General features: G+C 57.7%; 22 protein-coding genes. 21 read left to right on the top strand and 1 reads right to left on the bottom strand.

Annotated elements, in window-relative coordinates; genetic code table 11:
* The first annotated feature begins 7 nt into the window (after nucleotides 1–7).
* The 6 genes from AO277_RS26650 to AO277_RS26625 all read left to right on the top strand — a co-directional run bounded on the left by AO277_RS26650 (nucleotide 8) and on the right by AO277_RS26625 (nucleotide 5,616).
* Complete coding sequence (locus AO277_RS26650; protein ID WP_003370064.1) at nucleotides 8–481, top strand: nuclear transport factor 2 family protein; 474 nt, start codon at nucleotides 8–10, stop codon at nucleotides 479–481.
* Between the two features lie 279 nt (nucleotides 482–760).
* A complete protein-coding gene (flgB, locus tag AO277_RS26645; RefSeq protein ID WP_002554317.1) occupies nucleotides 761–1,168 on the top strand; it encodes a flagellar basal body rod protein FlgB in 408 nt (135 codons plus the stop codon).
* A gap of 3 nt (nucleotides 1,169–1,171) precedes the next feature.
* Nucleotides 1,172–1,612, top strand: coding sequence for a flagellar basal body rod protein FlgC (gene flgC, locus AO277_RS26640; protein ID WP_002554316.1), 441 nt, complete (start codon nucleotides 1,172–1,174; stop codon nucleotides 1,610–1,612).
* Between the two features lie 15 nt (nucleotides 1,613–1,627).
* The gene (locus AO277_RS26635; RefSeq protein ID WP_044317761.1) at nucleotides 1,628–2,314 is read left to right on the top strand and encodes a flagellar hook assembly protein FlgD; all 687 of its coding nucleotides are present in this window, start codon (nucleotides 1,628–1,630) and stop codon (nucleotides 2,312–2,314) included.
* Between the two features lie 25 nt (nucleotides 2,315–2,339).
* On the top strand, nucleotides 2,340–3,665 hold the full coding sequence (gene flgE / locus AO277_RS26630; protein WP_002554314.1) for a flagellar hook protein FlgE: 1,326 nt from the start codon (nucleotides 2,340–2,342) through the stop codon (nucleotides 3,663–3,665).
* A gap of 190 nt (nucleotides 3,666–3,855) precedes the next feature.
* The gene (locus tag AO277_RS26625) at nucleotides 3,856–5,616 is read left to right on the top strand and encodes a flagellar hook protein FlgE (RefSeq protein ID WP_044317760.1); all 1,761 of its coding nucleotides are present in this window, start codon (nucleotides 3,856–3,858) and stop codon (nucleotides 5,614–5,616) included.
* Here AO277_RS26625 and AO277_RS28675 read toward each other — a convergent pair whose 3' ends face one another.
* On the bottom strand, nucleotides 5,617–5,808 hold the full coding sequence (locus AO277_RS28675) for a hypothetical protein (RefSeq protein ID WP_005754776.1): 192 nt from the start codon (nucleotides 5,806–5,808) through the stop codon (nucleotides 5,617–5,619).
* 283 nt (nucleotides 5,809–6,091) lie between these two features.
* Between AO277_RS28675 and AO277_RS26615 the strand changes: the two genes are divergently transcribed.
* The 15 genes from AO277_RS26615 to fliT all read left to right on the top strand — a co-directional run bounded on the left by AO277_RS26615 (nucleotide 6,092) and on the right by fliT (nucleotide 26,495).
* Nucleotides 6,092–6,832 carry a flagellar basal body rod protein FlgF gene (locus tag AO277_RS26615; RefSeq protein ID WP_004658719.1) on the top strand — a complete coding sequence of 247 codons (741 nt, stop codon included), beginning with the start codon at nucleotides 6,092–6,094 and terminating at the stop codon, nucleotides 6,830–6,832.
* 46 nt (nucleotides 6,833–6,878) lie between these two features.
* Entirely contained in the window at nucleotides 6,879–7,667 is a 789-nt protein-coding gene (gene flgG / locus AO277_RS26610) for a flagellar basal-body rod protein FlgG (protein WP_002554310.1), read from the top strand.
* A gap of 84 nt (nucleotides 7,668–7,751) precedes the next feature.
* The gene (gene flgH / locus AO277_RS26605; protein ID WP_002554309.1) at nucleotides 7,752–8,465 is read left to right on the top strand and encodes a flagellar basal body L-ring protein FlgH; all 714 of its coding nucleotides are present in this window, start codon (nucleotides 7,752–7,754) and stop codon (nucleotides 8,463–8,465) included.
* Between the two features lie 13 nt (nucleotides 8,466–8,478).
* Nucleotides 8,479–9,588: a flagellar basal body P-ring protein FlgI gene (locus AO277_RS26600; RefSeq protein WP_044317759.1), complete on the top strand. Its 1,110-nt coding sequence runs from the start codon at nucleotides 8,479–8,481 to the stop codon at nucleotides 9,586–9,588.
* Nucleotides 9,589–9,598: 10 nt separating this feature from the next.
* Nucleotides 9,599–10,843, top strand: a complete 1,245-nt coding sequence (flgJ, locus tag AO277_RS26595; protein WP_044317758.1) for a flagellar assembly peptidoglycan hydrolase FlgJ — start codon at nucleotides 9,599–9,601, stop codon at nucleotides 10,841–10,843.
* A gap of 11 nt (nucleotides 10,844–10,854) precedes the next feature.
* Nucleotides 10,855–12,915, top strand: coding sequence for a flagellar hook-associated protein FlgK (gene flgK / locus AO277_RS26590; protein WP_044317757.1), 2,061 nt, complete (start codon nucleotides 10,855–10,857; stop codon nucleotides 12,913–12,915).
* A gap of 13 nt (nucleotides 12,916–12,928) precedes the next feature.
* Nucleotides 12,929–14,521, top strand: coding sequence for a flagellar hook-associated protein 3 (locus AO277_RS26585; protein ID WP_044317756.1), 1,593 nt, complete (start codon nucleotides 12,929–12,931; stop codon nucleotides 14,519–14,521).
* 88 nt (nucleotides 14,522–14,609) lie between these two features.
* The gene (locus AO277_RS26580; protein ID WP_044317755.1) at nucleotides 14,610–18,185 is read left to right on the top strand and encodes a glycosyltransferase; all 3,576 of its coding nucleotides are present in this window, start codon (nucleotides 14,610–14,612) and stop codon (nucleotides 18,183–18,185) included.
* Nucleotides 18,186–18,326: 141 nt separating this feature from the next.
* Nucleotides 18,327–21,233, top strand: a complete 2,907-nt coding sequence (locus AO277_RS26575; protein ID WP_044317754.1) for a glycosyltransferase — start codon at nucleotides 18,327–18,329, stop codon at nucleotides 21,231–21,233.
* A gap of 285 nt (nucleotides 21,234–21,518) precedes the next feature.
* On the top strand, nucleotides 21,519–22,445 hold the full coding sequence (locus AO277_RS26570) for a ketoacyl-ACP synthase III (protein WP_002554302.1): 927 nt from the start codon (nucleotides 21,519–21,521) through the stop codon (nucleotides 22,443–22,445).
* Between the two features lie 327 nt (nucleotides 22,446–22,772).
* Complete coding sequence (locus AO277_RS26565) at nucleotides 22,773–23,621, top strand: flagellin domain-containing protein (RefSeq protein WP_002554301.1); 849 nt, start codon at nucleotides 22,773–22,775, stop codon at nucleotides 23,619–23,621.
* Between the two features lie 72 nt (nucleotides 23,622–23,693).
* Nucleotides 23,694–24,086: a flagellar protein FlaG gene (locus AO277_RS26560; RefSeq protein WP_044317753.1), complete on the top strand. Its 393-nt coding sequence runs from the start codon at nucleotides 23,694–23,696 to the stop codon at nucleotides 24,084–24,086.
* A gap of 83 nt (nucleotides 24,087–24,169) precedes the next feature.
* Nucleotides 24,170–25,648 carry a flagellar filament capping protein FliD gene (fliD, locus tag AO277_RS26555; RefSeq protein WP_002554299.1) on the top strand — a complete coding sequence of 493 codons (1,479 nt, stop codon included), beginning with the start codon at nucleotides 24,170–24,172 and terminating at the stop codon, nucleotides 25,646–25,648.
* A 125-nt stretch (nucleotides 25,649–25,773) separates the two neighbouring features.
* Complete coding sequence (gene fliS, locus AO277_RS26550; RefSeq protein ID WP_002554298.1) at nucleotides 25,774–26,172, top strand: flagellar export chaperone FliS; 399 nt, start codon at nucleotides 25,774–25,776, stop codon at nucleotides 26,170–26,172.
* A 26-nt stretch (nucleotides 26,173–26,198) separates the two neighbouring features.
* Entirely contained in the window at nucleotides 26,199–26,495 is a 297-nt protein-coding gene (fliT, locus tag AO277_RS26545; protein WP_002554297.1) for a flagellar protein FliT, read from the top strand.
* Nucleotides 26,496–26,577 lie beyond the last annotated feature (82 nt).

Genomic DNA, 26,577 nt, shown 5'->3' with positions numbered 1-26,577 from the left:
CGCTGAGATGAGTGATAAAGGAAGACCGCCATTTCCACCCTTTACCCTGGAGACGGCTGTCCAGAAAGTCCGTGGCGCCGAGGATGGCTGGAACTCTCGCGATGCGGCGAAAGTTGCGCTGGCCTACACCGAAGACACCTACTGGCGTAACCGCAGTGAGTTCATCAATGGCCGCGCAGAGGCTCAGGCCTTTCTGGAACGCAAGTGGCGCAAGGAACTGGACTACCGGCTGATCAAGGAGCTCTGGGCATTTACCGATAACCGCATAGCCGTGCGCTATGCCTATGAATGGCATGACGACTCTGGCAACTGGTTCCGTTCGTATGGCAACGAAAACTGGGAGTTCGCTGCAAACGGCCTCATGCAGCGGCGCTTTGCCTGCATCAACGATTTGCCGATCGCCGAGTCCGAGCGCAAATACCATTGGCCATTGGGGCGGCGACCTGATGACCACCCTGGGTTAAGTGAGCTTGGCCTCTGATTCAGTCGTCAAAGAGACCTTCGGGTCTCTTTTTTATTGGGCGTCCGAATGAGGCAATGATGAAGTGCCGCCATTGTCAGGCGGCAAGTCGACACTGGCAAAAAAACGGCACCCCGCTTGCCGCTTTCTCCTCCCACAGCGGAAATGCCTTGCCGCTTTTCTGGTATTGCCGCCTCGCCGCCGCCTGCGGCCCCCGCAATCATTGGCTTTTGCAACATGGCACGCCGATTGCTTTGTCAGTAACAACAGAATCAGGTCAACCGGCAAAGGTTTCCCGAAATGAGCATCAGCTTCGATAAAGCGCTAGGCATACATGAAAAGGCTCTGAACTTCCGGGCTCAGCGTGCAGAGGTGTTGGCCAACAACATCTCCAACGCCGATACCCCGAACTTCAAGGCTCGCGATCTGGACTTCTCGTCGGTGCTGGCTGCCGAAAACGACAAGGTGCAGAACGGTCATTTCGCGCTGAACAAGACCAACAGCCGCCATATCGAAGCCGAAGGCATGGGCAATGATGACGGGACGCTGCTGTATCGCACCCCGTCGCAGCCTTCGCTGGACCAGAACACCGTCGATTCCCAGGTCGAGCAGGCCAGCTACACCGAGAACGCCATGGGCTTTCAGGCCAGCTTCACATTGCTCAACAGCAAGTTCAAGGGGCTGGTTGCAGCCCTTCGCGGAGAATAATTCATGTCACTAGCCAATGTGTTCAACATTGCCGGTAGCGCCATGAGTGCCCAGACCACGCGTCTGAACACTACGGCCAGTAACATCGCCAACGCCGAGACCGTGTCTTCGAGCATGGACCAGACCTACCGCGCCCGTCACCCGGTGTTTGCCACCGTGATGCAGGGTCAGCAGTCCACAGGCGGTTCGCTGTTCCAGGATCAGGGCGAAGCCGGGCAGGGCGTTCAGGTCAACGGCATCATCGAAGACAGCTCGAACCTGGAAGCACGTTACGAGCCCAATCATCCTTCCGCTGACAAGGACGGGTATGTCTACTACCCCAACGTCAATGTCGTGGAAGAAATGGCCGACATGATTTCTGCCAGCCGGTCTTTCCAGACCAACGCCGAAATCATGAACACCGCTAAATCCATGATGCAGAAGGTTCTGACCCTCGGTCAGTGATAGAAGGCGAACGTTATGGCCGATAACACCACAGCAAGCAGCGTCTCATCGACGTTCTTGAACACACTGCAGAATCCGACGCCGACCGCGACGAATTCCACCGGTACGCTGGGCAAGGACGCGTTCCTGCAGCTGCTCGTGACGCAGATGAAGAACCAGAACCCGCTGGACCCACAGGACAACACGCAGTTCGTGGCCCAGCTGGCACAGTTCAGCAGCCTTGAAAGCATGCAGAACCTGACGTCGACGGTTGACACGATTGCAACCAGTTACAAGTCGTCCCAGGCGTTGCAGGCATCGTCGCTGGTAGGTCGCTCGGTGATCATCGATTGGAGCTCCACCACCGTGGATACCACCAAGGGTATGACCGGTTCGATCGTTATTCCGAGCGCCACTACGGCGACAAGTATCAAGGTTTACGATTCGCAATCGAATCTGGTCGACACCGTCGAGCTGGGCGCGCAGAAAGTCGGCACCACCAGCTTTTCCTGGGACGGTACGGACAGCGACGGTACAGCGCTTGCGTCGGGCAACTACACCTTCAAGGCTGAAGGCTCGGTTGACGGCAAGAACACACAGCTTTCGACTTACCTGCCTGCCACGGTCAACAGCGTCACGTTGGGTGTGAATGGTGCAGAAACAATGCTCAATCTGGCCAGCGGCAGTGTTGCCCTGTCCAAAGTTCAAACCATCGGATTGTAGAGCCTACCAGGCGCAGGAGTGAAACATGTCTTTCAATATCGGCCTTAGTGGGCTCTATGCTGCAAACAAAAGTCTCGACGTTACCGGCAACAACATTGCCAACGTTGCGACCACTGGCTTCAAATCGTCGCGCGCGGAGTTTGCCGATCAATACGCTCAATCGATTCGCGGCACTTCCGGCCAGACCAATGTGGGCAGTGGCGTAACAACCGCAGCGGTTTCCCAGCAGTTCTCGCAGGGCAACCTGACTACCGGTACTGCCAACAGCCTCGACCTTGCCATCAACGGCAACGGTTTCTTCATGCTCAGCAATAACGGCGAGAAGCTGTACACCCGTGCCGGTGCATTCCACACCGACAAGGAAGGCTACGTCGTCAACAGCGGCGGTATGAAGTTGCAGGGTTACAACGTTGATGCCAACGGCAGTGTGGTAACCGGTGCATTGAGCGACCTGCGGGTGGATTCGTCCAACCTTCAGCCCAAGGCAACCACCGCCATTACCAACGTTGCCAACCTGAATTCGACCACTGCCTTGCCGTCGCTCACTACGTTCGACGCGACTGACACCAAGTCGTACAACATGAAGTACAGCACGCCGACCTATGACACTCAGGGTAACGCGCATACGCTGGATCAGTATTTCGTCAAGACCGGCACCAACACCTGGTCCATGTACTCGCTGATGGACGGTCGCAGCATTTCCGACCCGACCACTACTACGGCCGACAAGAACGACCTGACATTCGACTCCTCGGGTAATCTGGTCGTCGCAGCGCCGGGCACCGTACCGACCGACAGTGCGAACATCAAGTTCAACACTGATGGCACCTTTACTGTCGCCAACTGGGTACCAGGTGTGCAATCCGGCACCGGCACGACCGCCAGCTGGGGCGCGAACGGTGCTACGGGTGCCTCCATCAAACTGAACATGGCCGGTATTACCCAGACCGCGTCGGTGTCGGGCCTGATCACTCAGGACCAGGACGGTTACGCCACTGGCCAGCTCAGTGCGATGAGCGTTGATGCAACCGGCAACCTGTTCGCGACCTACACCAACGGCAAATCCCAAGTGATCGGGCAGACCTCGCTGACCAACTTTGCCAACGTGCAAGGCCTGGCGCAGGCAGGTGGCACCAACTGGCGTGAAACCTTCGCTTCGGGCGTACCGGTCAGCGGCACGCCGCAATCGGGCACCCTCGGCTACATCACTGGTCAGGCGCTGGAAGAGTCCAACGTCGATCTGACCATGGAGCTGGTCAACCTGATCAAGGCGCAGAGCAACTACCAGGCGAACGCCAAAACTATCTCCACTCAAAGCACCATCATGCAAACCACTATTCAGATGACTTGATAGTGTAGAGCGTTAAATAAAGCCCCTTTTCGAAGGGGCTTTTTTTTGGTTGTTTTTTACAAAGTGATGCACGCTCAAGTTTAATTAAACTTGCAGAAAGTTCAGTCAATGTACTTGGAAATCTCCTACGCGCGATGATGTGAGAATCAAAACTCCTCTATGAGTTGCCCTTTGGGGTAAAGGAGTTTTCATGTCGTTCAATACCGCGATCAGCGGCATTCATGCCGCGAACAAAAGGCTGGAGGTGGCCGGTAACAATATTGCCAACTCCGGCACTATCGGGTTCAAGTCGTCGCGTGCGCAGTTCTCGGCGCTGTATTCAGCCAGCCAGTTGGGCAGTGGTCGCAATGCTGTAGGTGATGGCGTACGTCTTGCTTCAATGCAGCAAAACTTCAATCAGGGCGAAAGCATGACCACGTCGGGTAATCCGCTCGACATGCGTATTCAGGGCAACGGCTTTTTTGTGGTGAGTGACGGTGGGTCTCTTGCCTATACCCGTGCCGGAGCGTTCCTCAAGGACGCGGCGAACTTCGTTGTGGACAGCGAGGGTGGACGATTGCAAGGCTATGCGGCAAACGAGCAGGGCGAGATCAAGCGCGGGTTGCGTACCGACTTGCAGATTGATACATCGAATGTATCGGCCAGAGCCACCACGCGGGTTGCCGAGAACATCAACCTGGACGCCTCGCTGCCTTCGCTCGCGCGCTTGCCGGTCTTCGACCCGGCCGATCCTGCGACCTACACGCGGGTCGTTGGCCGTACCATTCAGGATGCGGGGTCTGGAGCAGGAGCCACTGCGGTGCCTGCGGCGGATCATGAGCTGAAGCAGTATTTCGTCAAGACCGGCGACAGTCAGTGGTCCATGTATGTGCTGATCGATGGGCGTAATCCGGTGGACCCGAACAGCGTGGCACCGTTGCAAGTAACCCTTGAGCAAAGACCGAACGGATCGCTGTCATACAGCGGCAATAGCCAGCACCTTCGTAAAATCTCGGATACCGAATTTGCCCTGCAAGGCTGGCGGCCGGCTGAAGAGGTCAATGGTGCCTGGGTCAGTGACGGCGCTGCCAATGGCGGCACAGTGTCGCTGCCGTTGAATAATGGATCGATCAGCATGCTTGATCCTGGTGATGCGTTGATGGATCGCCCGGTTCCGGCGTTCGATCCATCGGACCTGAAGACGTACAGCGATATGTTTGCCAATGCGATTTTCGACAGCCAGGGCAATCAGCACGAGCTGAAGCAGTATTTCGTGAAGGACGGCACCAACAGCTGGCGCATTCATGCGCTGATTGATGGCCGCAACCCGCAGATGCCTGATTCCACCGACCCGCTGACTGCAAACATCGTGTTTGATTCTGGCGGCTGGGTACAGTCATTGACCGGCGGCCCTGGTTTTGCGAGTACCCATAGCAACGGTCTGCAACTGACCGGCTGGACACCGGCCATGCCTGCCGAGCGGGTCACAGGGCCAGAAAAATGGGTACCCAACGGTGCGGCTGGCAGTGCGAAGGGCATTACGATCGACTTCACCAACCTGCTGCAGCACAACGCCGCCAGTTCGCGTTCTTCCACGCATGTTGATGGCCATGCGGCGGGGCAGTTGAGCAGCTTGAGCGTGGGGCGCGATGGCATCCTGTGTGCCGGGTTTACCAATGGCATGAACAAGAATATCGGTCAGGTGATACTCGCCAGCTTCTCCAATCCGCAGGGGTTGCAGGCGCGCAGTGATACGCGCTGGACCGAATCCGCCGACTCTGGCGTTGCCGATTACGATGTGCCGGGCGTCGGCACGCTGGGCAGCCTCATTGGCGACGGGCTGGAGGGGTCCAATGTCGTCCTGGCTGATGAGCTGATTGCTCTCATCCAGGCGCAGACGGCTTATCAGGCCAACTCCAAAGCCATATCGACAGAGGCGACCGTGATGCAGACGCTGATTCAGTCGACCTGATCAGATTGAGCAGTCGGATTTGATGAAGTGACCTTTCAGCCTTGTCCAGCCAGGCCCGGGGCTGGTCTGGGCGCAGACAATCCGGCTGTCGCCCTGCCATTTGTAATAGTGAGCGGGGGCGGCCTGGGCGAGGAGGGCGAGGGTCATCAGGCTCGCGCTGGCGATGCCGGCAATGCATGCACGAAAAAGCATGAGGGTTCCCGTTCAGGGCTGCGGTGTCGGCAAGATTATCACTGTCGATCCGCTTGTCAGCCCATACCAATGAAGTTTTTTTGGCGGTGCTCGCTGCTTGATGATCGGCAGGCGGCAGTCCTCCGCCGCTATTGGGTGGCGCTTTGCCCGAAGGGCATCATCGAATGCCGGTTTTTGCTGGTTAATCAGGCATTTGTATCGAGCCTGACAAGTTGGTTCAAAAATTGCTTTAACCCTTTCAGAACAGCTACAGGCGGCAAGCGTCTGTCGGAGGAGGAAGACTGTGGACAAGTTGCTTTACGTCGCAATGAGCGGTGCATCCGAAAACGCGATCGCGCAGAAGGCTCACGCCAACAACCTGGCAAACGTATCAACAAACGGTTTCATGCGTGACCTTGAACAGGCCCGCTCGATGCCGGTGTTTGGCGAGGTCATGCCGTCGCGTGCCTATGCGATGAGCGAACGTCCGGGGACCGACTTTTCCGCCGGTGCCATGGTTGAGACCGGCCGTGAACTGGACATCGCCGTCAAAGGTGATGGCTGGATTGCAGTGCAGACCCCCGATGGTGGCGAAGCCTACACCCGCAGCTCCGGCATGAACATCGATGCCCTGGGTGTGTTGCGCGACGGCAGCGGTTTGCCGGTAATGGGCAATGGCGGTCCGATTGCCGTGCCGCCTCAGCAGCAGATCGAGATCGGTGCCGACGGCACAATCAGCATTCGCTCACTCGGCGAAAGCCCACAGGTGATGGCGCAGGTCGACCGTATCAAGCTGGTCAAGCCTGACCTCAAGACCATGGAAAAAGGCCCCGATGGCCTGATCCACACCAAGACCGGTCGGCCTGCCGACGCAGATGCCACCGTTCAGGTCGAGTCCGGCTTTCTGCAGGCGAGCAACGTCAATGCGGTCGAGGAAATGACCTCGGTACTGGCCTTGTCCCGTCAATTCGAATTGCACGTCAAGATGATGAAGACCGCCGAAGAAGACGATCAGTCTATGGCTCGCGTCTTGCAACTTGGCTAATCAATGACAGCTTGCGCCGACAAACCGGCGCTTGAGGAGAACACACATGCTTCCTGCACTATACGTCGCTAAAACCGGCCTTGCCGCTCAGGACACCAACCTGACCACTATCTCCAACAACCTGGCGAACGTTTCGACCACAGGTTTCAAGAGTGACCGTGCCGAGTTTCAGGACCTGCTGTACCAGATCAAACGCCAGCCGGGTGCCCAGTCCACTCAGGACAGCGAGCTGCCATCCGGTCTGCAATTGGGTACCGGTGTGCGCATTGTCGGTACGCAGAAGAACTTCACAGCCGGTAGCCTGCAGACCACCAACAACCCGCTGGACCTGGCGGTCAACGGTCGTGGTTTCTTTCAGGTGACCCAGCCGGACGGCACTGTTGCCTACAGCCGCGACGGTACTTTTCACCTGGACGCCAACGGCCAGATCGTGACTGCCAACGGCTACGCTCTTGAGCCTGCGATTGTCGTTCCACAGAACGCCCAGACCTTCACAGTCGGTCAGGACGGTACTGTTTCCGTCACGCTGGCCGGTGCAACCGCCACACCGCAGATCATCGGCAACATCCAGACCGCTGACTTCATCAACCCGGCCGGCCTGCAGGCCATCGGCGGCAACCTTTATCTGGAAACCGGTTCAAGCGGCGCGCCGCAGATCGGCACGCCTGGCCTCAACGGCCTGGGTCCGACCCTGCAGAACACCCTGGAAAACTCCAACGTCAGCACCGTTGAGGAACTGGTCAACATGATCACCACCCAGCGTGCTTACGAGATGAACTCCAAAGTGATCTCGACCGCCGACCAGATGCTGCAGAACCTGACTCAGAACCTGTAAGTGTTTGATGTTGTCGCTCGTAAAACTGCTCAATCCGATGGGGCGCCTGATAAGCGCCTGTTACACCGCGAGGTTTCAAGTGTCATGAACCGCCTTAGTGTTCCGCGTTTTTCAGTGTTGATCGCTTCATTGTGCGGGATCACCCTGCTGTCTGGCTGCGTTGCGCCGACGGCCAAGCCCAATGACCCTTATTACGCTCCGGTGTTGCCGCGTACACCCATGTCGGCCGCTGCCAACAATGGTGCCATCTATCAAGCCGGTTTCGAGCAGAACCTGTATGGCGACCGCAAGGCTTTCCGTATCGGCGACATCATCACCATCACGCTTTCCGAGCGTATGGCAGCCAGCAAGGCGGCCACTTCGGCCATGACCAAGGACAGCACCAACAGTATTGGTCTTACCTCGCTGTTCGGTTCGGGGCTGACCACCAACAACCCGATTGGTGGCAACGACCTGAGCCTGAACGCCGGTTACACCGGCGCGCGGACCACCAAGGGTGATGGCAAGGCCGCACAGAGCAACAGCCTGACCGGTTCGGTCACTGTGACCGTGGCGGATGTGTTGCCCAACGGCATTCTTGCTGTGCGTGGCGAGAAGTGGATGACTCTCAATACCGGTGACGAGCTGGTGCGGATTGCCGGGCTGGTTCGGGCTGATGACATCGCCACCGACAACACCGTGTCGTCCACCCGTATTGCCGATGCACGTATTACCTATTCGGGGACTGGAGCCTTTGCCGATACCAGCCAGCCAGGCTGGTTCGACCGGTTCTTCCTCAGCCCGTTGTTCCCTTTCTGATAGCGGGATAAACATGATCAAGCTCAAGCAACTGATAGCGGCGACCTTGTTGTTGTCCACAGCGTTCGGCGTTCACGCCGAGCGTCTGAAGGACATCGCAAGCATCTCCGGCGTGCGGGCCAACCAGTTGATCGGTTACGGTCTGGTCGTGGGTCTCAATGGTACGGGCGACCAGACCACCCAGACCCCGTTCACCCTGCAGACGTTCAATAACATGCTGTCGCAGTTCGGCATCAAGGTGCCGTCCGGTTCCGGCACTGTGCAGTTGAAAAACGTTGCAGCAGTTGCTGTGTACGCGGATCTGCCAGCGTTCGCCAAGCCGGGTCAGACGGTCGATATCACCGTTTCCTCGATCGGTAACTCCAAGAGCCTGCGCGGTGGTGCGCTGTTGATGACGCCGATGAAGGGTGTCGATGGCAATGTCTACGCCATCGCACAGGGCAACCTGGTGGTCGGCGGTTTTGACGCGGAAGGCCGTGACGGTTCGAAAATCACTGTCAACGTTCCGTCGTCGGGCCGTATTCCCGGTGGTGCGTCGGTCGAGCGCTCGGTGCCGAGCGGCTTCAATCAGGGTAATACCCTGACCCTTAACCTGAACCGGTCCGACTTCACCACTGCCAAGCGGATTGTGGACAAGCTCAATGAGCTGCTTGGTCCTGGTGTTGCTCAGGCGCTGGACGGTGGCTCGGTACGTGTGACCGCGCCGCTTGATCCGGGCCAGCGTGTCGACTACCTGTCGATTCTGGAAAACCTGGAAGTCGATCCGGGCCAGACGGCTGCCAAGGTCATCATCAATTCGCGGACCGGCACTATCGTGATCGGTCAGAACGTCAAGGTTTCGCCCGCTGCGGTAACGCACGGCAGCCTGACCGTGACCATTACCGAAGACCCGATTGTCAGCCAGCCGGGCGCATTGTCCGGTGGTCAGACGGCGGTCGTGCCGCGTTCGCGGGTCAATGCCCAGCAGGAGCTACACCCGATGTTCAAGTTCGGTCCAGGCACCACGCTGGATGAGATTGTTCGTGCGGTCAATCAGGTGGGCGCTGCGCCCGGCGACCTGATGGCCATCCTCGAAGCCCTTAAGCAGGTCGGCGCGTTGCAAGCCGATCTGATAGTTATCTGAGGACTCGAGCATGGATATGCCCAAGAGCGGAATTTCGTCAGCGGTCGACTCCGGTGCCTACACCGACGTCAACCGTCTGGCGTCGCTGAAGCATGGCGACAAGGACAGTGTGGAAAACCAGAAGAAGGTGGCCCGCGAGTTCGAGTCGCTGTTCGTCAGCCAGATGCTCAAGGCCATGCGCTCGGCCAACGAAGTGCTGGCCAAGGACAACCCGATGAACACCCCGGCGACGCGCCAGTATCAGGACATGTATGACCAGCAATTGGCGGTCACCCTGTCCACCCGTGGCAACGGCATCGGTTTGCAGGACGTGTTGATGCGTCAACTGTCCAAGGACAAGGGTATTCAGCACGCAGCACCGACCGATACGACGGCTACGCCTGTAACGACCACCGATGCAACCCCGGCCAAAACCGGGCTGGCGACCAGTGTCTATCAGCGTCCGCTGTGGGCCACGCGCTCGGCGGCGGCAGATCAGGCGGCTGCGGCAGTTTCGGCATCCGGTGATGGACGCAATGACATGGCGGCGCTCAACTCGCGTCGTCTGTCGTTGCCAACCAAACTCACCGACCGATTGCTGGCCGGCATCGTGCCTTCCGCTACAGCCGCCGTCAGCAATAGCCCGGTGCCTGCTCGCGCAACCGCCAGCAGCAACGGCAACAACGGTGACTGGACGCTCGACCCCAACCTGGCGCCCGCGCCTGAGTACGTGCGTTCCATGGCCCAGCCACCGCTGGCACCGGCCAAGCGCGCATTCAGCAACGCCGATCAGTTTGTCGAGACCATGCTGCCGCTGGCCAAGGAAGCAGCCGCACGCATCGGCGTCGATCCAGTGATGCTGGTGGCGCAGGCTGCGCTGGAAACCGGCTGGGGCAAGTCGATCATGCGTCAGCAGGATGGCAGCAGCAGTCACAACCTGTTCGGTATCAAGGCAGCGGGTAGCTGGAAAGGCGCTGAAGCGCGCGCCATTACCAGCGAGTTCCGTGACGGCAAGATGGTCAAGGAAACCGCGGATTTCCGTTCCTACGACTCCTACGCCGACAGCTTCCATGACTTGGTCAGCCTGCTGCAGAACAACAATCGGTATAAAGAAGTGGTCAATTCGGCCGATAAACCGGAACAGTTTGTAAAAGAATTGCAGAAGGCCGGTTACGCCACTGACCCGGACTATGCCAGCAAGATTTCGCAGATCGCGAAGCAGATGAAGAGTTACCAGACTTACGCTGCTGCATCGGGCTCTTCCACGACTTTATAAGGTTTTGAATCATGTCGCTGATTTCAATTGGGCTCTCAGGTATCAATGCCAGCAGTGCCGCGATCAACACCATCGGTAACAACACGGCCAACGTGGATACCGCCGGTTACTCGCGTCAGCAGGTAATGACCACGGCTTCGGCACAGATCAATATCGGCCTGGGTGTCGGTTACATAGGCACCGGTACGACTCTGTCCGACGTGCGTCGTATCTACAACAGCTACCTTGATGCCCAATTGCAAACCAGTACTGCCCTGAGCGCCGACGCGGTTGCGTACTCCGGCCAGGCCAGCAAGACCGATACGCTGCTGTCCGATAGCGCCACTGGCGTGTCCACGCAGTTGGCCGACTTTTTCACCAAGATGCAGGGCATTGCCACCAACGCTACCCAGTCGTCGGACCGTTCGGCATTTCTGACTCAGGCTTCTGCGTTGAGCTCACGCTTCAATTCGGTCGCTTCACAGTTGTCGTCGCAGAATGACAACGTCAATGCCCAGCTCACCACCTTCACCAAACAGGTCAACGAGCTGACCACGACCGTGGCAAGCCTGAACAAGCAGATCACTCAGGCAGGGGCTGGTAACACTACGCCCAATTCGCTGCTCGATTCGCGCAATGAGACTGTGCGCCAGCTCAACGGGCTGGTGGGTGTCAAGGTAATCGAGAACAACGGCAACTACGATATCTACACCGGCACCGGCCAATCGCTGGTCAGCGGTGGCACGTCGTACACCATGTCGGCGACCCCGAGCCCTGCCGATCCTCTGCAGTACAACGTACAAATCGCTTACGGCCAGACCAAGACTGACGTCACCTCGGTGATCAGCGGTGGCTCGATTGGCGGTCTGCTGCGCTATCGCTCCGATGTGCTGGTGCCTGCGACCAATGAGCTTGGCCGTGCCGCGATGGTGCTGGCCGATCAGGTCAACAGCCAGATGAGCCAGGGCATCGACAGCAAAGGCAACTTCGGTTCCAGCCTGTATTCCAACATCAACAGTGCCGACGCCATTTCGCAGCGCAGTACCGGCAAGACCACCAACAGTGCCGGTTCCGGCAACCTGGACGTGACCATTGGCGATACCAGCAAACTGACCGCCGACGATTATGAAGTCACCTTCAGCGACGCCTCCAACTTCACGGTTCGTCGCCTACCCAACGGCGAAAGCGTCGGCACCGGTGCGCTGACTGACAACCCGCCCAAACAGTTCGATGGCTTCAGTGTCAGCCTCAATGGCAATGCGCTGGCTGCTGGCGACGTTTTCAAGGTCACTCCGACACGCAACGGCGCCTCGGGTATCTCGGTGGTGTTGACCGATCCCAAGGACATTGCAGCCGCCGCGCCATTGACCGCTACTGCCGGGGCCAGCAACTCGGGTACAGGTGGCTTCACGCAGCCAGTGCTCAATACCAAATCGGACATCTATAACAGCGTTCAGACCTCTGACCTGCGTAACGCGATCAAAGACTCCGCGCCGATGAAGCTGGTGATGGGTGCGGTCAGCAGTACCGGTGTGCAGAGCTACACGCTGATCAATGCCAGTGGTGCGCCCGTGCTCGACCAGAATGGCAGCGCGGTAAGTGGCACGATCATTCAGGGTCAGAGCAACGCTGTAAAGCTGAGCATCGGTTACACCGACAACACCACCACGCCAGCCGGCAAGACGGCATTCGAGGTGCAGATGACCCTCTCCGGTTCGCCGTTGGTCAATGACACGTTCAGCATCGGCCTGACGGGTGCCGGCTCTTCGGACAACCGCAACGCGCTGGCAGTAGTAGGGTTGCAGACGGCCAAGACTGTCGGCGTCACCAACGGCGGCGTGGGCACCAGCCTGTCCGGCGCATACGCCGATCTGGTCTCGGTGGTCGGTACGCTGGCAGGGCAGGGCAAGAGCGATGTCACCGCCAGCGCTGCCGTCGTTGCACAGGCCAAATCGGCGCGTGATTCGGTCTCCGGCGTGTCGCTCGATGAAGAAGCGGCCAACCTGATCAAGTATCAGCAGTACTACACCGCCTCTTCGCAGATCATCAAGGCGGCCCAAACCATTTTTAGCACGCTGATCAACAGCCTTTAAGGAGTCGTGAACCATGCGGATCTCAACTACCCAGTTCTACGAATCCACCAACACCAACTATCAGCGTACTTATTCGAATGTGCTCAAGACCAGTGAAGAGGTCTCCAGCGGCATCAAACTCAATACCGCCAGCGATGATCCGGTAGGCGCTGCACGTGTCCTGCAACTGGCTCAGCAGAACTCCATGCTGACCCAGTACGCGTCGAACATCGGCACGATCAATACCAACATCGTCAATTCCGAGACCGCCCTGACCAGCATCGTTGATACGATGCAGACAGCCCGTGAAGTGATCGTGTCGGCAGGCAACGGTGCCTACACCGATTCCGACCGTCTGGCCAAGGCTGCTGAACTCAAGCAGTATCAGAGCCAGCTTCTCGGCTTGATGAACAGCCAGGACTCCAACGGCCAGTATATTTTTGCCGGGTCCAAGTCTTCGGCTCCGCCGTACGCGCAGAATGCCGATGGTACTTACAGCTATAGCGGGGACCAGACCAGCGTCAATCTGGCGATTGGTGATGGCCTGGCTTTACCGAGCAACACCACAGGCTATGAAGCGTTCGAGCAAGCCGTCAACACTACCCGTACGTCCTCGACCCTGCTTTCGCCTGCGACCGACGACGGCAAGGTTGGTCTGACTGGCGGTCAGGTGACGTCCACCAGCGCCTACAACTCGGGCTATCAGGCTGGCGAACCGTACACCATGACGTTCCTCAGCGGTACGCAGTTCAAGATTACCGATGCCAGCGGCACCGACGTCACGACCGATGCGTCAACTGCCGGTAAATTCAGCTATGGCTCGTTCGCTGATCAGACCTTCACCTTCCGCGGTGTCGAGCTGACCATGAACATCAACCTGTCAGCTGCCGAATCTGCCACGCCTGCAACGGCCGCTACTGCACTGACCAATCGCAGCTATGAACTGGCCTCGACGCCGGACACGGTTTCGGCGTCGCGCAGCCCGGGCAACACGTCGGCCGCTACTATCAGCAGTTCGGCAGTGGGCAACACAACGGCTGACCGCACGGCGTTCAACAACACCTTTCCGCCCAATGGTGCGATTCTCAAGTTCACCAGTGCCACTGCCTACGACCTGTATGCGTCGCCCGTGACCAGCAGCAGCAAACCCGTGTCGAGTGGCACGTTGACCGGTTCGACGGCCAATGCGTCGGGCGTCAATTTTACGGTCAGCGGTACGCCAGCAGCCGGTGACCAGTTTGTCGTGGAGTCCGGCACGCACCAGACCGAGAACATCCTCAATACGCTGACCGCAGCGATCAAGGCGTTGTCGACACCGACTGACGGCAATCTGGTTGCCTCGCAAAAGCTTGATGCCGCATTGGGCTCGGCGCTTGGCAACATTGCCAGCAGCATCGACCAGGCGTCCACAGCGCGCTCCGCCGGCGGCGCACGGCAATTGGCGGCGACGGCGCAGGGCACGACCAACGATTTGCTCAAGGGTAACAACACAGTTGAGCAAGGCACCTACGTCAACGCCGATATCGTTGAGGCCACCACCCGATTGACGTTGCAGAAGACTATGCTGGATGCCTCTCAGCAGGTATTTGTCCAGTTGTCCAAGCTGAACCTGTTCAGCCAGCTGTAACCTTGGCATTGAGCATCCGCCGTCTTTATTTCAGCGGTGAGGGAGGTTACTTGACCGGTAACTTCCCGCCGCTCGCGAGTCTGCAATAGTGAATTCAGTCCCCCTCGTCAGTATCGTCATTCCCGCCCTCAATCCCCGGTTCTTCCGTGCCGCGCTACAAAGTGCCTTGAATCAGGTTTACGACAACCTGGAAATCATTGTCTGCGACGATTGCCGCACCGATGAAATCAAGGCCGTTTTCGACGAACTGGTGCCTGCATCCAGCAACCTTGCGCGTTACGTGCGCAATCCGCAGCGGCTGGGGTTCCAGGCCAATCTGCTGAAGTGCCTTGAAGAATCGCGCGGCGAATACATCAAGTTTCTGTGTGACGACGACCGCCTCTTTCCGTACTTCATCGCTAATCAGGCAGGCGTTCTGGATGCCTATGAAGACGTGAGTCTGGTGGTTGGCCGACGATATCTGGTCGACATCGATGACTATGTATTGCCACCCCGTCTGGAAAACGTCGGGCTTGTGCCCTACGACGCCGTGTTCAAAGGCGAGGACATGCTGGCGATTTTCGAGCGTACGCCACGCAATTATCTGGGTGGGTTCAGTGCTGCTCTGATGCGCCGGGCCGATGTTATGGAGTACCTGCCTTCGATTGCCCAGTCGGGACAGGGGTTTATCGCACTGCTGGATTTTGCCCTGTTCATATGCCTGTTGCGCCGTGGCAACCTGGTGGCGCTGCATACTATTCAAAACGTCGAGCGCCGGCACCCGGATCGTTTCAGCGGCCAGCCCGACGTGATTCAAAAGGCCGCCACTGAATGGGGCTGGCTGAGCGAAATGCTCAAGGCACGTAGCGGTGAGCAGGCCCCTGCCCAGGGCTGGGTGCGCTTTTTGCCCTTGCGCAAGGCGCTGGAGCAGCCCCGCGAGTGGGACGAGGTCGGCATTTACGGGATAATGGCCAGTCGTCAGGGTGTCATGCACAGCAGGGTGGGCAGCAAGAGCGAAACCTACGCCGAGCTCTACACTGAATGGCTGTCGTGTCGGCAATTTACCGCCCCGCAGAGAAAACTGATCGAGAAACGCATCGGACACTGGACGTGGCAGCCGCGCATCGTTCCGGTGGTCGTTGACCCGTTTGGCGATGCCGAAGGGCTGGATATCACCCTGCGCAGCATTGCCGAGCAGGATTACGCCGCTGATTCAGTGGTTGTGTTGACCAATGCCGATGTTGACGATCCGCAGGTGCTGCGTTTCTCGTTGCAGCCGGATTGGGCGCGCCAACTGAACGAAGTGCTGCCGCTGCTGGAGAACGCCGATTGGGTTTATCTGCTGCGTGCCGGTGACCGGCTGACTCGGCCGTCACTGCTGGTGCTGGCAGAGCGAGTCGCGCAAAGCGAGGGCCTATTGTGCATTTACAGCGACGAAGGCGCGCTGGTCGATGGGAAATCCAGCGAGCCGATCTTCAAGCCTGATTTCAACCTGGACCTGATGCGGGCCTATCCTTACGTTGGCCGCACGCTGGCGTTCCAGCGCCGCAATCTGCTGGACACAGGCGGCTTCGACCCTGTGCACGGCGAACTGGCACCGCACGATTTCATCTGGCGTCTGGTGGAAGGCGTCGGGCCTCAGTCTGTCGAACACATCGCCGAGGTTCAGGTTGAATCGACCCTGACCTACGCTGAATGGCTTTCGCTGCCTCAGGTGATCGAGCATAACGAGTCGGTCGTATCGGCCCATCTTTCGCGCATTGGCCGAGAGCACGTCATCCACCATGATCAGTTGCCACTGCTGAACCGGATCGAGTACCGGCATGCTACAAGCCCGCTGGTATCGGTGATCATTACCACCCGGGATCAACTGGCAGCCCTGGAGCGCTGTGTAGAAAGCCTGCTCAGCAACACGACTTACCCTTATTTTGAAGTGCTGATCGTCGACAACGCCAGCGAGAGCGCCGATACCCGCGCCTGGTTTGCCGCGATGAGTGAGCTGGGCAGCGACAAGCTGCGCATTTATGCGCTGACCGAGCCCGGCAGCGAAGCCAGCGCCCAGAACCTCGCCGCCCGGCACGCCAACGGCGATTATCTGCTCATGCTCAGCCCACATGCCGTGCTGCATCAGGCTGACTGGCTGCAAGGCCTGCTCAATCATGCTCAGCGCCCCGAAGTCGGTATCGTCGGTCCACGAATCCTTACCCCTCAGGGCAATATTCTCTATGCAGGGATGGTGATGGGCATGGACGGGCTGGCGGGTCGGCCCTTCATCAATTATCCGACAGGCTCAAGCAGCTACATGCAGCGCTTGCAGTTGACACAGAACTGGAGCGCGGTCAGTGGCAATTGCCTGATGGTCCGCAAGGAAGTGTTCGACCACGCAGGCGGCATGCAAGCAGCAACCTTCACTCAGGGGCTGCAGGATCTGGACCTGTGCATGCGGGTCGGGCGTGACGGCTACCTGATTGTCGGCACACCCGATTCGTCACTGGTATTGGCCGAGCCTGCCGCCGCCGAGCGCTCTGAAACGTCTCGTCAGGCGCTGGATAAAGAGCAGCAATCGTTCTTTGAAAAATGGCTGCCGAAAATGGCCCGGGACCCGGCCTATAACCCCAATCTTCAGCTCAGTGAAGTGCAGGCGTTCGATCTTGACCCAGGTCTGCAAATGGGCTGGGAACCGTTCTGCACCCGCCATCTGCCTTCGATTCTGGGCATGCTGGTCAACTCGTCGGCGGTAGGCCACTACCGTGTCAGCCAACCCTTGCTTGAGTTGATGACAGCCGGGCGAGTGGTAGGCCGAATGTCCTATGAGTCGATTACGCCCGTCGAGATCGAGCGCCAGCGTCCGGACGTCATCGTTTTTCAAGGGCGTTATTCCGAACCCAAGATCAAAGACATCGTTCTGGCCAAAAACTACTCCAGTGCCATGCGCATTTTTGAACTGGATGACTACATCATCGATGTGCCCGAGCGCAACGAGCACCGGCGCAGCATGCCCGACAACATTGCCGAGATGCTGCGCAAGGGCATAGGCCTGTGCGACCGAGTGGTGGTGTCTACCCAGCCACTGGCTCAGGTGCTGTCGAGCATGCACAGCGATATTCGTGTCGTACCGAACATGTTGGCGACGCACTTGTGGAGCAGCCTCAAAAGCCAGCGTCGCACTTCCGGCAAGCCGCGCATCGGCTGGGGCGGCGGGACCAGTCATCGGGGCGACCTGGAATTGATTGTCGATGTCGTGCGTGAACTGGCCGATGAGGTCGAGTGGGTGTTCTTCGGCATGTGCCCGGATTTGCTCAAGCCTTACATTCATGAGTATCACACAGCTGTAAGCCTGCAAACCTACCCGGCCAAACTGGCCAGCCTGAACCTCGATCTGGCCCTGGCACCGCTGGAATTTCATATCTTCAATGACTGCAAGAGCAATCTGCGGCTGCTGGAGTACGGTGCGTGCGGCTACCCGGTCATCTGTTCGGACACCGAGGCGTACCGGGGCCATTTGCCGGCTACGCGGGTCTACACCAACAGCTCCGAAGAATGGTTGCAGGCGATTCGCATGCACCTGTCAGACCCCAATGCGAGCTATCGTATGGGCGACGAATTGCGCGAAACCGTCTTGCGCGATTTCATGTTGCGTGGAGAAAACCTGCAATATTGGGCTAACGGCTGGTTGCCCGACTGACCCGACCTGTTTAATGCGCTCCAGTCACTGATTGCTGGAGCTGTGTTGTTTGCTCTTGCGTTGACCGGGTCTTTTGGTTATCAGGGTTTCTTCTGGTCACCAGGATTAGAGACGCGATCGGCACGCTATCAAGGAAAGCTCATGCAAAGCCATTCTGGAAATGAAACCACCCCGTTGAGCCAGCGTTTGACCCTGCTGTTGCTCGCCGAGAATCAGCCGGATTTCCTGCGTCGTGCGCTGAAGTACTACGGCAGTTATCCGTGCAATGTGATTGTGGTCGATGCCTCGCCTGCGCCCGACGCGCAGTTTGCGGAGCGTGCCGGGCTGCAGTACATCCACAGCGCCGCCCTCAGTGAAACCGGGCTCAGCGCCAGAATTGCAGAAGGCCTCAAGCAGGTGTCCACGCCCTTTGTGGTGTACGCGCAGGTCGACAGTTTCCTGCTGCCTGACGCACTGACCGAGGCCGTGAGTTTCCTTGAAAGCAACGAGCGTTACGGTGCTTGCCAGGGCTATAGCCTGGGTTATCAGGCTTACGTCGATCACGTGGATTATTTCCGCCGCGACCGCAAGGTTCATGAGGACTACGCGTCTGATCAGGCCGACGAGCGGCTTCTGAGCTTCATGGGTCAGAGCGTGTCACTGCTCAACGCCGTGACCCGGACCGGGCTGGCGCGTCAGTGGTTCACGTCAGTGCCTGAGGGCACCGAGCTGCACTGGCAGGAAATCGGCCATATGGCCTTTCTGGTTGCGGCTGCTGCCTTGCGCATCCTGCCCATTCCCTATGCGTTGCACGTCAACGCCGGCAAGGAGGCAGAGCATCGCTATGGCGCTGCCATTGCAGGCGCAGTCAAGCATATCGACCCCAAGGCCAAAGCCGAGCGCGAAACGCTTGCGCGCCTGATTGTTTCGTCGCTCGGCAATAGCCGCGATCTGCAAGGTGAGCAGGGCGAGCATGCTGTACTGGCCGGCCTGGCAGCCATGGCTGAATGCCTCGAAACCCAGCCGTATCAGGGCGGCGAAAAAATCATCAGTTCAGCGTGGAACGTTGCCCTGACGCAGGCAGATGCGCAGTTCGAGCCTCGCCAGTTCGTTGAACTGCCGTTCTACAACCAGCCGTTGTTCGACGAACTGGCGCAAATCGAGTTTCTGATCCATCTCTTGCCGTCAGGGCAGGTGCAGATGGAAGGGCTGGAGTCCGTGCTGGTGAAGCAGGCCGAGCTGTTGCGTGTACAGAGCAATCCGGACGCCGAGTCGCTTTTGAGCCGTCTGTGGCAAGCCTATGCACACTACTCCTTCAGTCACAGCGTCGTGCAACGTCTGGCCGATGAGTTGGGCAAGTCAGAGGACGAGGACGACATCGAGCGCGCCGAGCGCATCGTTGCTTGGGGCCAGCGTCTGCAGGCTGATTCCGCTTTCGATAACAGCCAGCTGTTGCGTGGCATGCCTTCCGGCAAGTTGCTCGACTGGCTCGATGCGCGTGATCCGGCACCGGCACAACTGAAAAAGCTCACCACGCAGCTGACGCGTCGGCCAGCAGGTTCGCAAATCGGTATTTTGCTGCTTGATCTGGACGCCGACGTGTTCAAGCTGCAGGCAACCTTCGACAGCCTTATCAACAGCCATTATCGAGCGTTCAAGGTCGTGGTATTCACCACCGGTGATCTGCCGGCAACCACCAGCCTGAACGACACACTGCACTTCGTCAAAGTCACCGAAAGCAACTATGTCGACAAGATCAATCAGGTCGTCAAACAGGCTTCCAGCGACTGGCTGATGCTGGCGCAGGCGGGTGAAGAGTTCACCCGCAGCGGTCTGCTGCTGGCCAGCGCCGAGCTGATTGACGCCGGGCAGTGCCGAGCCGTTGCTGTGGATGAAATTCACCGTCAAGCCAACGGCACCCTGGCGCCGTTGTTCCGTCCCGGCTTCAACCTCGATCTGCTGCAAAGTGTGCCGACGCTGGCCGCTCGGCACTGGCTGATTCGCCGCGAACTGCTGGTCGAGGCGGGCGGCTATTCGCGAGAGTTTCCCAAGGCGCTGGAATTCGACCTGCTGCTGCGCCTGATCGAGCAAGGCGGCATGAGCGGTCTGGCGCATTTGAGCGAGCCGGTACTGATCTGCGATGCCCCCGAGCTTGAAGAGAATCAGGACGAACAAAAGGCGCTGACGCGTCATCTGGGGCAGCGGGGTTATCAGGCTGAGGTTAGCTCGGCGTTGCCCGGCACCTACAAGATCGATTATCGCCATGCCCATCGGCCGGTGGTCTCGATTCTGCTCCACAGTCAGGACAATCTGCCGGAACTGCAACGTTGCCTGCACAGTATCCTGCAACGCACCCGCTATCAGCGCTATGAAGTGTTGATCGGTGATAACGCCAGCACCTCTGCCGAATTATCGACGTGGCTTGATCAGCAGCAACAGCTGTCCAGCCGGGTACGCGTATTCCGCGCCGAGCAGCGTGTCAGCACGGCCGCCTTGCGCAATCTGGTCAGCCAGGAAGCCAGGGGCGAGTACCTGATTCTGCTGGATGCCGAAAGCCAGATCGTCAATGTCGGCTGGATCGAGTCGCTGCTCAACCAGGCACAACGTCCGGAAGTGGGCGTGGTCGGGGTCCGTCTGGTTGATCGTGAAGGAACCATTACTCAGGCAGGTCTTGTTCTGGGACTTAATGGCGGTGTCGGTTCCGGTTTCGTTGGCGAGCCAAAGACGTCGCGCGGTTATATGCAGCGGCTGGTGGTCGAGCAGAACTACTCCGCGGTGTCATCGGCCTGCCTGATGATTGCCAAAGCGTTGTACGACTCACTGGGCGGGCTGGACGAAGAGGCTTTTGCCGAGTCTCTGGGCGATGTCGACCTGTGCCTGAAGGCGGCGCAGGCGGGCTATCTGACGGTCTGGACCCCGCATGTTCAGGTGGTGCATTCAGGCGTGGTAAATGCTCCCGAACCAGCGCTTGGCGCGCTGGCCGGAAAGTGGGCGGCGCATTTTGCCCAGGACGAAGCCTATAACGCCAATCTCGATCTCGACGGCAAGGGGTTCACACTGGTGGTTTAAGCTGCATGCATCACGCGATCCGGCTGTTTTACGGCCGGATCGTCGCCCTCCTGCTGCGGCAGCATTTTGTTTTTTCCCTCCGCCAATAATCGCAAAGCGTGCAAACCGGCGTGACCTGCGGGTCATAACGTGCATCTTCACTGTATTGTGTTACAGGGAGCGACACGCGCCTGGCTTGCTTTCACACGCCTTGCGCCCTGAAAATGTCTGCAATCACCCTTATTCGGTAGCGCCCTGATTCTTATCGGGACGAAAAATGACCTGTTTACTCATCGGGAGGCCATGATGATTGGCATTAAAAGCATAGCGAGTTACGTGCCCACTGCTGGCGTGGATAACTACGCTCAAGGTGCCAGTTTCGGCAAGGATGAAGATTTCATCCTCGGGAAAATCGGTTCCACGTTCCTGCCGCGTAAAGACGCTGGCCAGGAAACCTCGGACCTGTGCGTTGAAGCGGCCAATACCCTGTTTGCCAACAACCCGCAGCTCAAGCGCGAAAGTATTGACGTTTTGATCGTCGTCACCCAGAACGGTGACGAAGAGGGGCTGCCGCATACCGCAGCCATCGTTCAGGACAAGCTGGGTCTGTCGACCAATGTCGCTGCGTTCGACATTTCACTGGGCTGTTCCGGCTATGTCTATGGCATCTACGCGATCAAGGGGTTCATGGAGGCAGCAGGGCTCAAAAACGGCCTGCTTATAACCGCTGACCCGTATTCGAAAATCGTCGACCCGCAGGACCGCAACACCACCATGTTGTTTGGCGATGCAGCCACAGCAACCTGGATGGGCGAGGACGCTGCCTGGCAACTGGGCAAGGCAAAATTCGGCACCGATGGTTCGGGTGCGCCGCACTTGAAGGTCAGCAACGGCGTGTTTTTCATGAACGGTCGTCAGGTGTTCAATTTTGCGCTGCTGAAAGTACCGGCGCACCTGCACGAACTGTTGGGAGAGTCAGACCTGACGCCTGACGATATCGATGCATTCTGCATTCATCAGGGCAGCGCTGCTATTGTCGATGCCGTGGCACGCCGCTTTGAAGACAAACCCGAGAAATTTCTCAAGGACATGGTTGAAACGGGTAACACCGTGTCGTCGAGCATTCCATTGCTGATTGAAAAGCACGTACTCAACTCTTCGTGGCATCGAGTAGCACTGAGCGGTTTTGGCGTGGGGCTTTCCTGGGGTTCTGCGATTATCTATAAAGCCTGAATCGCCGCAGGCTAAAAACAGCGCCCGTGACTAGTTCACCGGGCGCTTTTTTTGAATAATCGATTCTGGTCACATTTTTGAACTTCTACAGTGGCCTGCTCCTTCTGGAACGTGAAGTTCAGACAACGGGTTTTCTCGCGTCATGTTGGTTTGGTTTCGTCTCAAACCCTTGTTTTATAAGGGGTACAGGCATGATGGCAAAATATTCAAAAAAAACACTCAAGCAACCTGCCATCGCGACGATAACTATTACGAAGGTTCTCTAGGCACACCCGGCGCTTGCAGGGGCCGGAAGCCACGTAGTACCAAACCAACGAGGAATTCATCATGGCTTTAACAGTAAACACCAACGTAGCATCGTTGAACGTCCAGAAGAACCTGGGTCGCGCTTCCGACGCACTTTCGACCTCGATGACTCGTCTGTCTTCCGGTCTGAAAATCAACAGCGCCAAAGATGACGCTGCCGGCCTGCAAATCGCTACCAAGATCACTTCGCAGATCCGCGGCCAGACTATGGCGATCAAAAACGCCAACGACGGTATGTCCCTGGCGCAGACCGCTGAAGGCGCTCTGCAAGAGTCGACCAACATTCTGCAGCGTATGCGTGAACTGGCTGTTCAGTCGCGAAACGACAGCAACAGCTCCACTGACCGTGACGCGCTGAACAAAGAATTCACCGCGATGAGTTCCGAGCTGACCCGTATCGCTCAAAGTACCAACCTGAACGGCAAGAACCTGCTCGACGGTTCCGCCAGCACCATGACTTTCCAGGTCGGTTCCAACTCTGGCGCTTCGAACCAGATCACTCTGACTCTGAGCGCAAGCTTCGACGCCAACACCCTGGGTGTCGGTTCAGCTGTGACCATCGCTGGTTCCGATAGCACCACTGCAGAGACCAACTTCTCTGCCGCTATCGCCGCCATCGACTCGGCTCTGCAGACCATCAACTCCACCCGTGCTGACCTCGGTGCTGCACAAAACCGTCTGACCAGCACCATCTCCAACCTGCAGAACATCAACGAAAACGCCAGTGCTGCACTGGGTCGCGTACAAGATACCGACTTCGCTGCTGAAACTGCACAGCTGACCAAGCAACAGACCCTGCAACAGGCTTCCACCTCTGTTCTGGCTCAGGCTAACCAGCTGCCATCCGCTGTACTGAAACTGCTTCAGTAATAGCGACATGAGTTTTAGCGGGGGAGTGCGTAATAGCGCTCTCTCGCTTTTTTACTTTCGGAGGTGATGGTTATGGATATGAGTGTAAAGCTGAACGTTTCTTATCCGGCCGCCCAACCGGCGAGTCAGGCTCCAGTGCCGGACAAGTCTTTTGACAAGCCTGCCGATACGCCGTCAGTCGAGCGTGTTGCCGCCACAGCGGAAAGTAAAGGCTCAGATCTGCACAAGGATGACTCCCACGACGAGGCGAAAGTCAAAGCCGCGGCAGAAGACATCCAGAAATTTTTTCATTCGGTGAAGCGCAATCTCGAGTTTTCGATCGATGAAGCTTCTGGCAAAGTGATCGTCAAGGTCATTGCCAGTGACTCGGGTGAAGTGGTAAGACAAATTCCCAATGCAGAAATCCTGAAGCTGGCCGATAGCCTGAGTGATGCGAACAGTTTGTTGTTCCGCGCCAAGGCCTGATTGTCAGTACGGTATTTGTTGCCGTTTTGCGAGACCTGTGAAAAGGCGGTAAAACCGGTGACATTCTTGAAGGGAGAAGCAAAATGGCTAGTCCAATTACATCTACAACAGGCCTGGGTTCGGGTCTGGCAATCACGTCCATTGTCGAAGGTCTGGTGGGCGCAGAGAAAGCGCCCAAGCAAAACCAGATCGACAAGCAGACCGCCGCGACAACCGCATCGCTGTCGGGTGTGAGTCAGCTGACGTCGGCACTGGCTGCGTTCCAGAAAACTCTTGATACTCTGGGCAGTTCCACGACGCCTGCGTTTCAGGGCTTTGCTGCGACATCTGCCAACGAAGCAGTGGTAAAGGCAACTGCTGGCAATACGGCCGTCAACGGTACTTACGCGATCGGTGTCACCCAGCTGGCAACGCCTTCAAAGGTGGCCACAGCCGCGCTGAATTCCACGCAGGCGAGTGCTATTCCGAGTGGTACCCTGAAAATCACTCAGAATGGCACTGACTACGATGTCAAGATTGACAGTACTTCGACGTTGCAGGAAGTGCGCGACAAGATCAACTCGTCGCTGCAGGGTAAAGGCATTACTGCCAACATCATCAACGATGACAATGGTGCCCGTCTCGTTTTCAGTTCTACCACCACCGGCAAGGGCAGTGACATTTCGGTCGTGGGTGCTTCCGGTCAGGAAGCGCTGAATATCGATGGCACCAAGCTGATGAGCGATACCAGTACGGGGACCGATGCCAACGGCAAGGCGATTCCCGGTGCTGGCGCGATTACTGCGACCGCCAAGGACGCTGCTTTCACTGTTGACGGCCTGAGCCTGACCAGTAAGACGAATACAATCAGTACCGCGATTTCCGGGCTGACGTTCGATCTGGTCGCGCCAAGTGCTGCTGGAGCAACCACTACCGTCACGGTGGCGACCAATACCGATGGGTTGAAGGCGTCGCTGCAGTCCTTTGTGGACTCCTACAACACGCTGGCCACCCTGGTGACTTCCCTGACCAAGGGCTCGATCAGCGACAAGGGTGTTTACACGGCGGCTGCCCTTACTGGTGATGCTACGCCGCGCGCGCTGTTGGCGACTATCCGTGATCAGCTGGCGAGTGCCTCTTCAAGTGCCGGCCTCAGTGCTCTTTCGCAGTTGGGCATCAAGACCGAGCAGTCCAACGGTACGCTGTCACTGGACACTGCTACATTCACAGCAGCGCTGAACGATAAAAAACTGGGCAGTCAGATTCAGACGATGTTCACCGGTACGGGGGCAACAAATGCCGACGGTACGGTTGATGGTGGCCTCGTCTCGCGTATGACCAAAGCGCTTCTGCCCTACACAAAGTCTGACGGTGTTCTGGCCAGTAAAACGAGCAGTCTCAATAAAATACAGACCCGTATTGCCAGCGATCAGGACGCACTTGATCGTCGTATTGCCAGCTTGACGACCAGTCTGACCAGTAAATACAACGCCATGGACCTGGTGGTCGGGCAGCTCAAGGCGACCGCTACCAGTATTACTTCGATCTTCGAAGCGATGAACGCGCAGAAAAACGCTTCGTAAATTCGTTTTACAGACGTATCAAGAACCCGACTCCGTGTCGGGTTTCTGCTTTTGGGCTAAAGTTTCTGCGCCATGCGTCGATAGCTTGAGTATCAGTATTATGGATTTGCGACGAGGTCCCCTTTATGAATCCGATGTTAGCGTTGCGGCAGTATCAGAAGATCGGCTCCCAGGCTCAGACCTCGGAAGCCAGTCCTCACCGTCTGGTTCAAATGTTGATGGAGGGTGGCCTCGACCGTATCGCTCAAGCCAAGGGTGCCATGGCACGCAAGGACGTCGCCAGCAAAGGCGTGTTCATCAGCAAGGCTATCGGTATTGTAGGTGGTCTGCGTGAAGGGCTTGACCTGGACAACGCCCCCAGCGAAGCGCTGGTCAGGCAGGACAGCCTTTATCACTACATGATGACGCGTCTGGCCGAAGCCAACGCACGCAACGATCAGAAGATGCTCGACGAGGTTGCCGGGCTGCTGATTACAGTCAAGGAAGGCTGGGACGCTATCGGTACCGCACAAGCACAACAATAAGTTGCTGCCCTGAGGAGAACAACAAGATGAGTGCTGCGCTCAAGCGTATCGAGGAAACCCGGGAAGCCCTGGTGGGGGCGCTTGCCGAACGCGACTGGGAGGCTATCGTCAAACTTGACCTGGCGTGTCGCGAATGTGTCGATGCGGTGGTCAGCGAAGCACCTGCTGACGAGCCGGCTCTGCGCAGCAATCTCGAGGAGTTGTTGGGGGTCTACAGGCAACTGATTGATGTTGCAACCGGGGAGCGTCAAGCAGTCGTCGATGAAATGACTCAAATCCAGAATGCGAAGAACGCGACGAAGGTATACCATCTGTTCGGTTAATGTTTAATTGTCATTTTTATTGTTCGACAAGAATTTCGCCATAAATTTGACTGTGTTCGTTTTTTTGACTTAACTAGTGATG

It is taken from the genome of Pseudomonas amygdali (genome assembly GCF_002699855.1).
Classification (GTDB): domain Bacteria; phylum Pseudomonadota; class Gammaproteobacteria; order Pseudomonadales; family Pseudomonadaceae; genus Aquipseudomonas; species Aquipseudomonas amygdali.
Note: the sequence above shows the minus strand (reverse complement) of the source record. Positions and strands in the feature narration are given on the sequence as shown.

Bases quoted from the DNA above. Each gene is read 5' to 3' on its own strand.
- fliS (WP_002554298.1), top strand. From the start codon at position 25,774: ATGAATCCGATGTTAGCGTTGCGGCAGTATCAGAAGATCGGCTCCCAG.
- AO277_RS26635 (WP_044317761.1), top strand. From the start codon at position 1,628: ATGGCCGATAACACCACAGCAAGCAGCGTCTCATCGACGTTCTTGAAC.
- flgJ (WP_044317758.1), top strand. From the start codon at position 9,599: ATGGATATGCCCAAGAGCGGAATTTCGTCAGCGGTCGACTCCGGTGCC.
- flgK (WP_044317757.1), top strand. From the start codon at position 10,855: ATGTCGCTGATTTCAATTGGGCTCTCAGGTATCAATGCCAGCAGTGCC.
- AO277_RS26565 (WP_002554301.1), top strand. From the start codon at position 22,773: ATGGCTTTAACAGTAAACACCAACGTAGCATCGTTGAACGTCCAGAAG.
- fliD (WP_002554299.1), top strand. From the start codon at position 24,170: ATGGCTAGTCCAATTACATCTACAACAGGCCTGGGTTCGGGTCTGGCA.
- AO277_RS28675 (WP_005754776.1), bottom strand. From the start codon at position 5,808: ATGCTTTTTCGTGCATGCATTGCCGGCATCGCCAGCGCGAGCCTGATG.
- fliT (WP_002554297.1), top strand. From the start codon at position 26,199: ATGAGTGCTGCGCTCAAGCGTATCGAGGAAACCCGGGAAGCCCTGGTG.
- AO277_RS26560 (WP_044317753.1), top strand. From the start codon at position 23,694: ATGGATATGAGTGTAAAGCTGAACGTTTCTTATCCGGCCGCCCAACCG.
- flgH (WP_002554309.1), top strand. From the start codon at position 7,752: ATGAACCGCCTTAGTGTTCCGCGTTTTTCAGTGTTGATCGCTTCATTG.
- AO277_RS26650 (WP_003370064.1), top strand. From the start codon at position 8: ATGAGTGATAAAGGAAGACCGCCATTTCCACCCTTTACCCTGGAGACG.
- AO277_RS26585 (WP_044317756.1), top strand. From the start codon at position 12,929: ATGCGGATCTCAACTACCCAGTTCTACGAATCCACCAACACCAACTAT.
- AO277_RS26600 (WP_044317759.1), top strand. From the start codon at position 8,479: ATGATCAAGCTCAAGCAACTGATAGCGGCGACCTTGTTGTTGTCCACA.
- AO277_RS26575 (WP_044317754.1), top strand. From the start codon at position 18,327: ATGCAAAGCCATTCTGGAAATGAAACCACCCCGTTGAGCCAGCGTTTG.
- AO277_RS26625 (WP_044317760.1), top strand. From the start codon at position 3,856: ATGTCGTTCAATACCGCGATCAGCGGCATTCATGCCGCGAACAAAAGG.
- AO277_RS26570 (WP_002554302.1), top strand. From the start codon at position 21,519: ATGATTGGCATTAAAAGCATAGCGAGTTACGTGCCCACTGCTGGCGTG.
- flgC (WP_002554316.1), top strand. From the start codon at position 1,172: ATGTCACTAGCCAATGTGTTCAACATTGCCGGTAGCGCCATGAGTGCC.
- flgE (WP_002554314.1), top strand. From the start codon at position 2,340: ATGTCTTTCAATATCGGCCTTAGTGGGCTCTATGCTGCAAACAAAAGT.
- flgB (WP_002554317.1), top strand. From the start codon at position 761: ATGAGCATCAGCTTCGATAAAGCGCTAGGCATACATGAAAAGGCTCTG.
- flgG (WP_002554310.1), top strand. From the start codon at position 6,879: ATGCTTCCTGCACTATACGTCGCTAAAACCGGCCTTGCCGCTCAGGAC.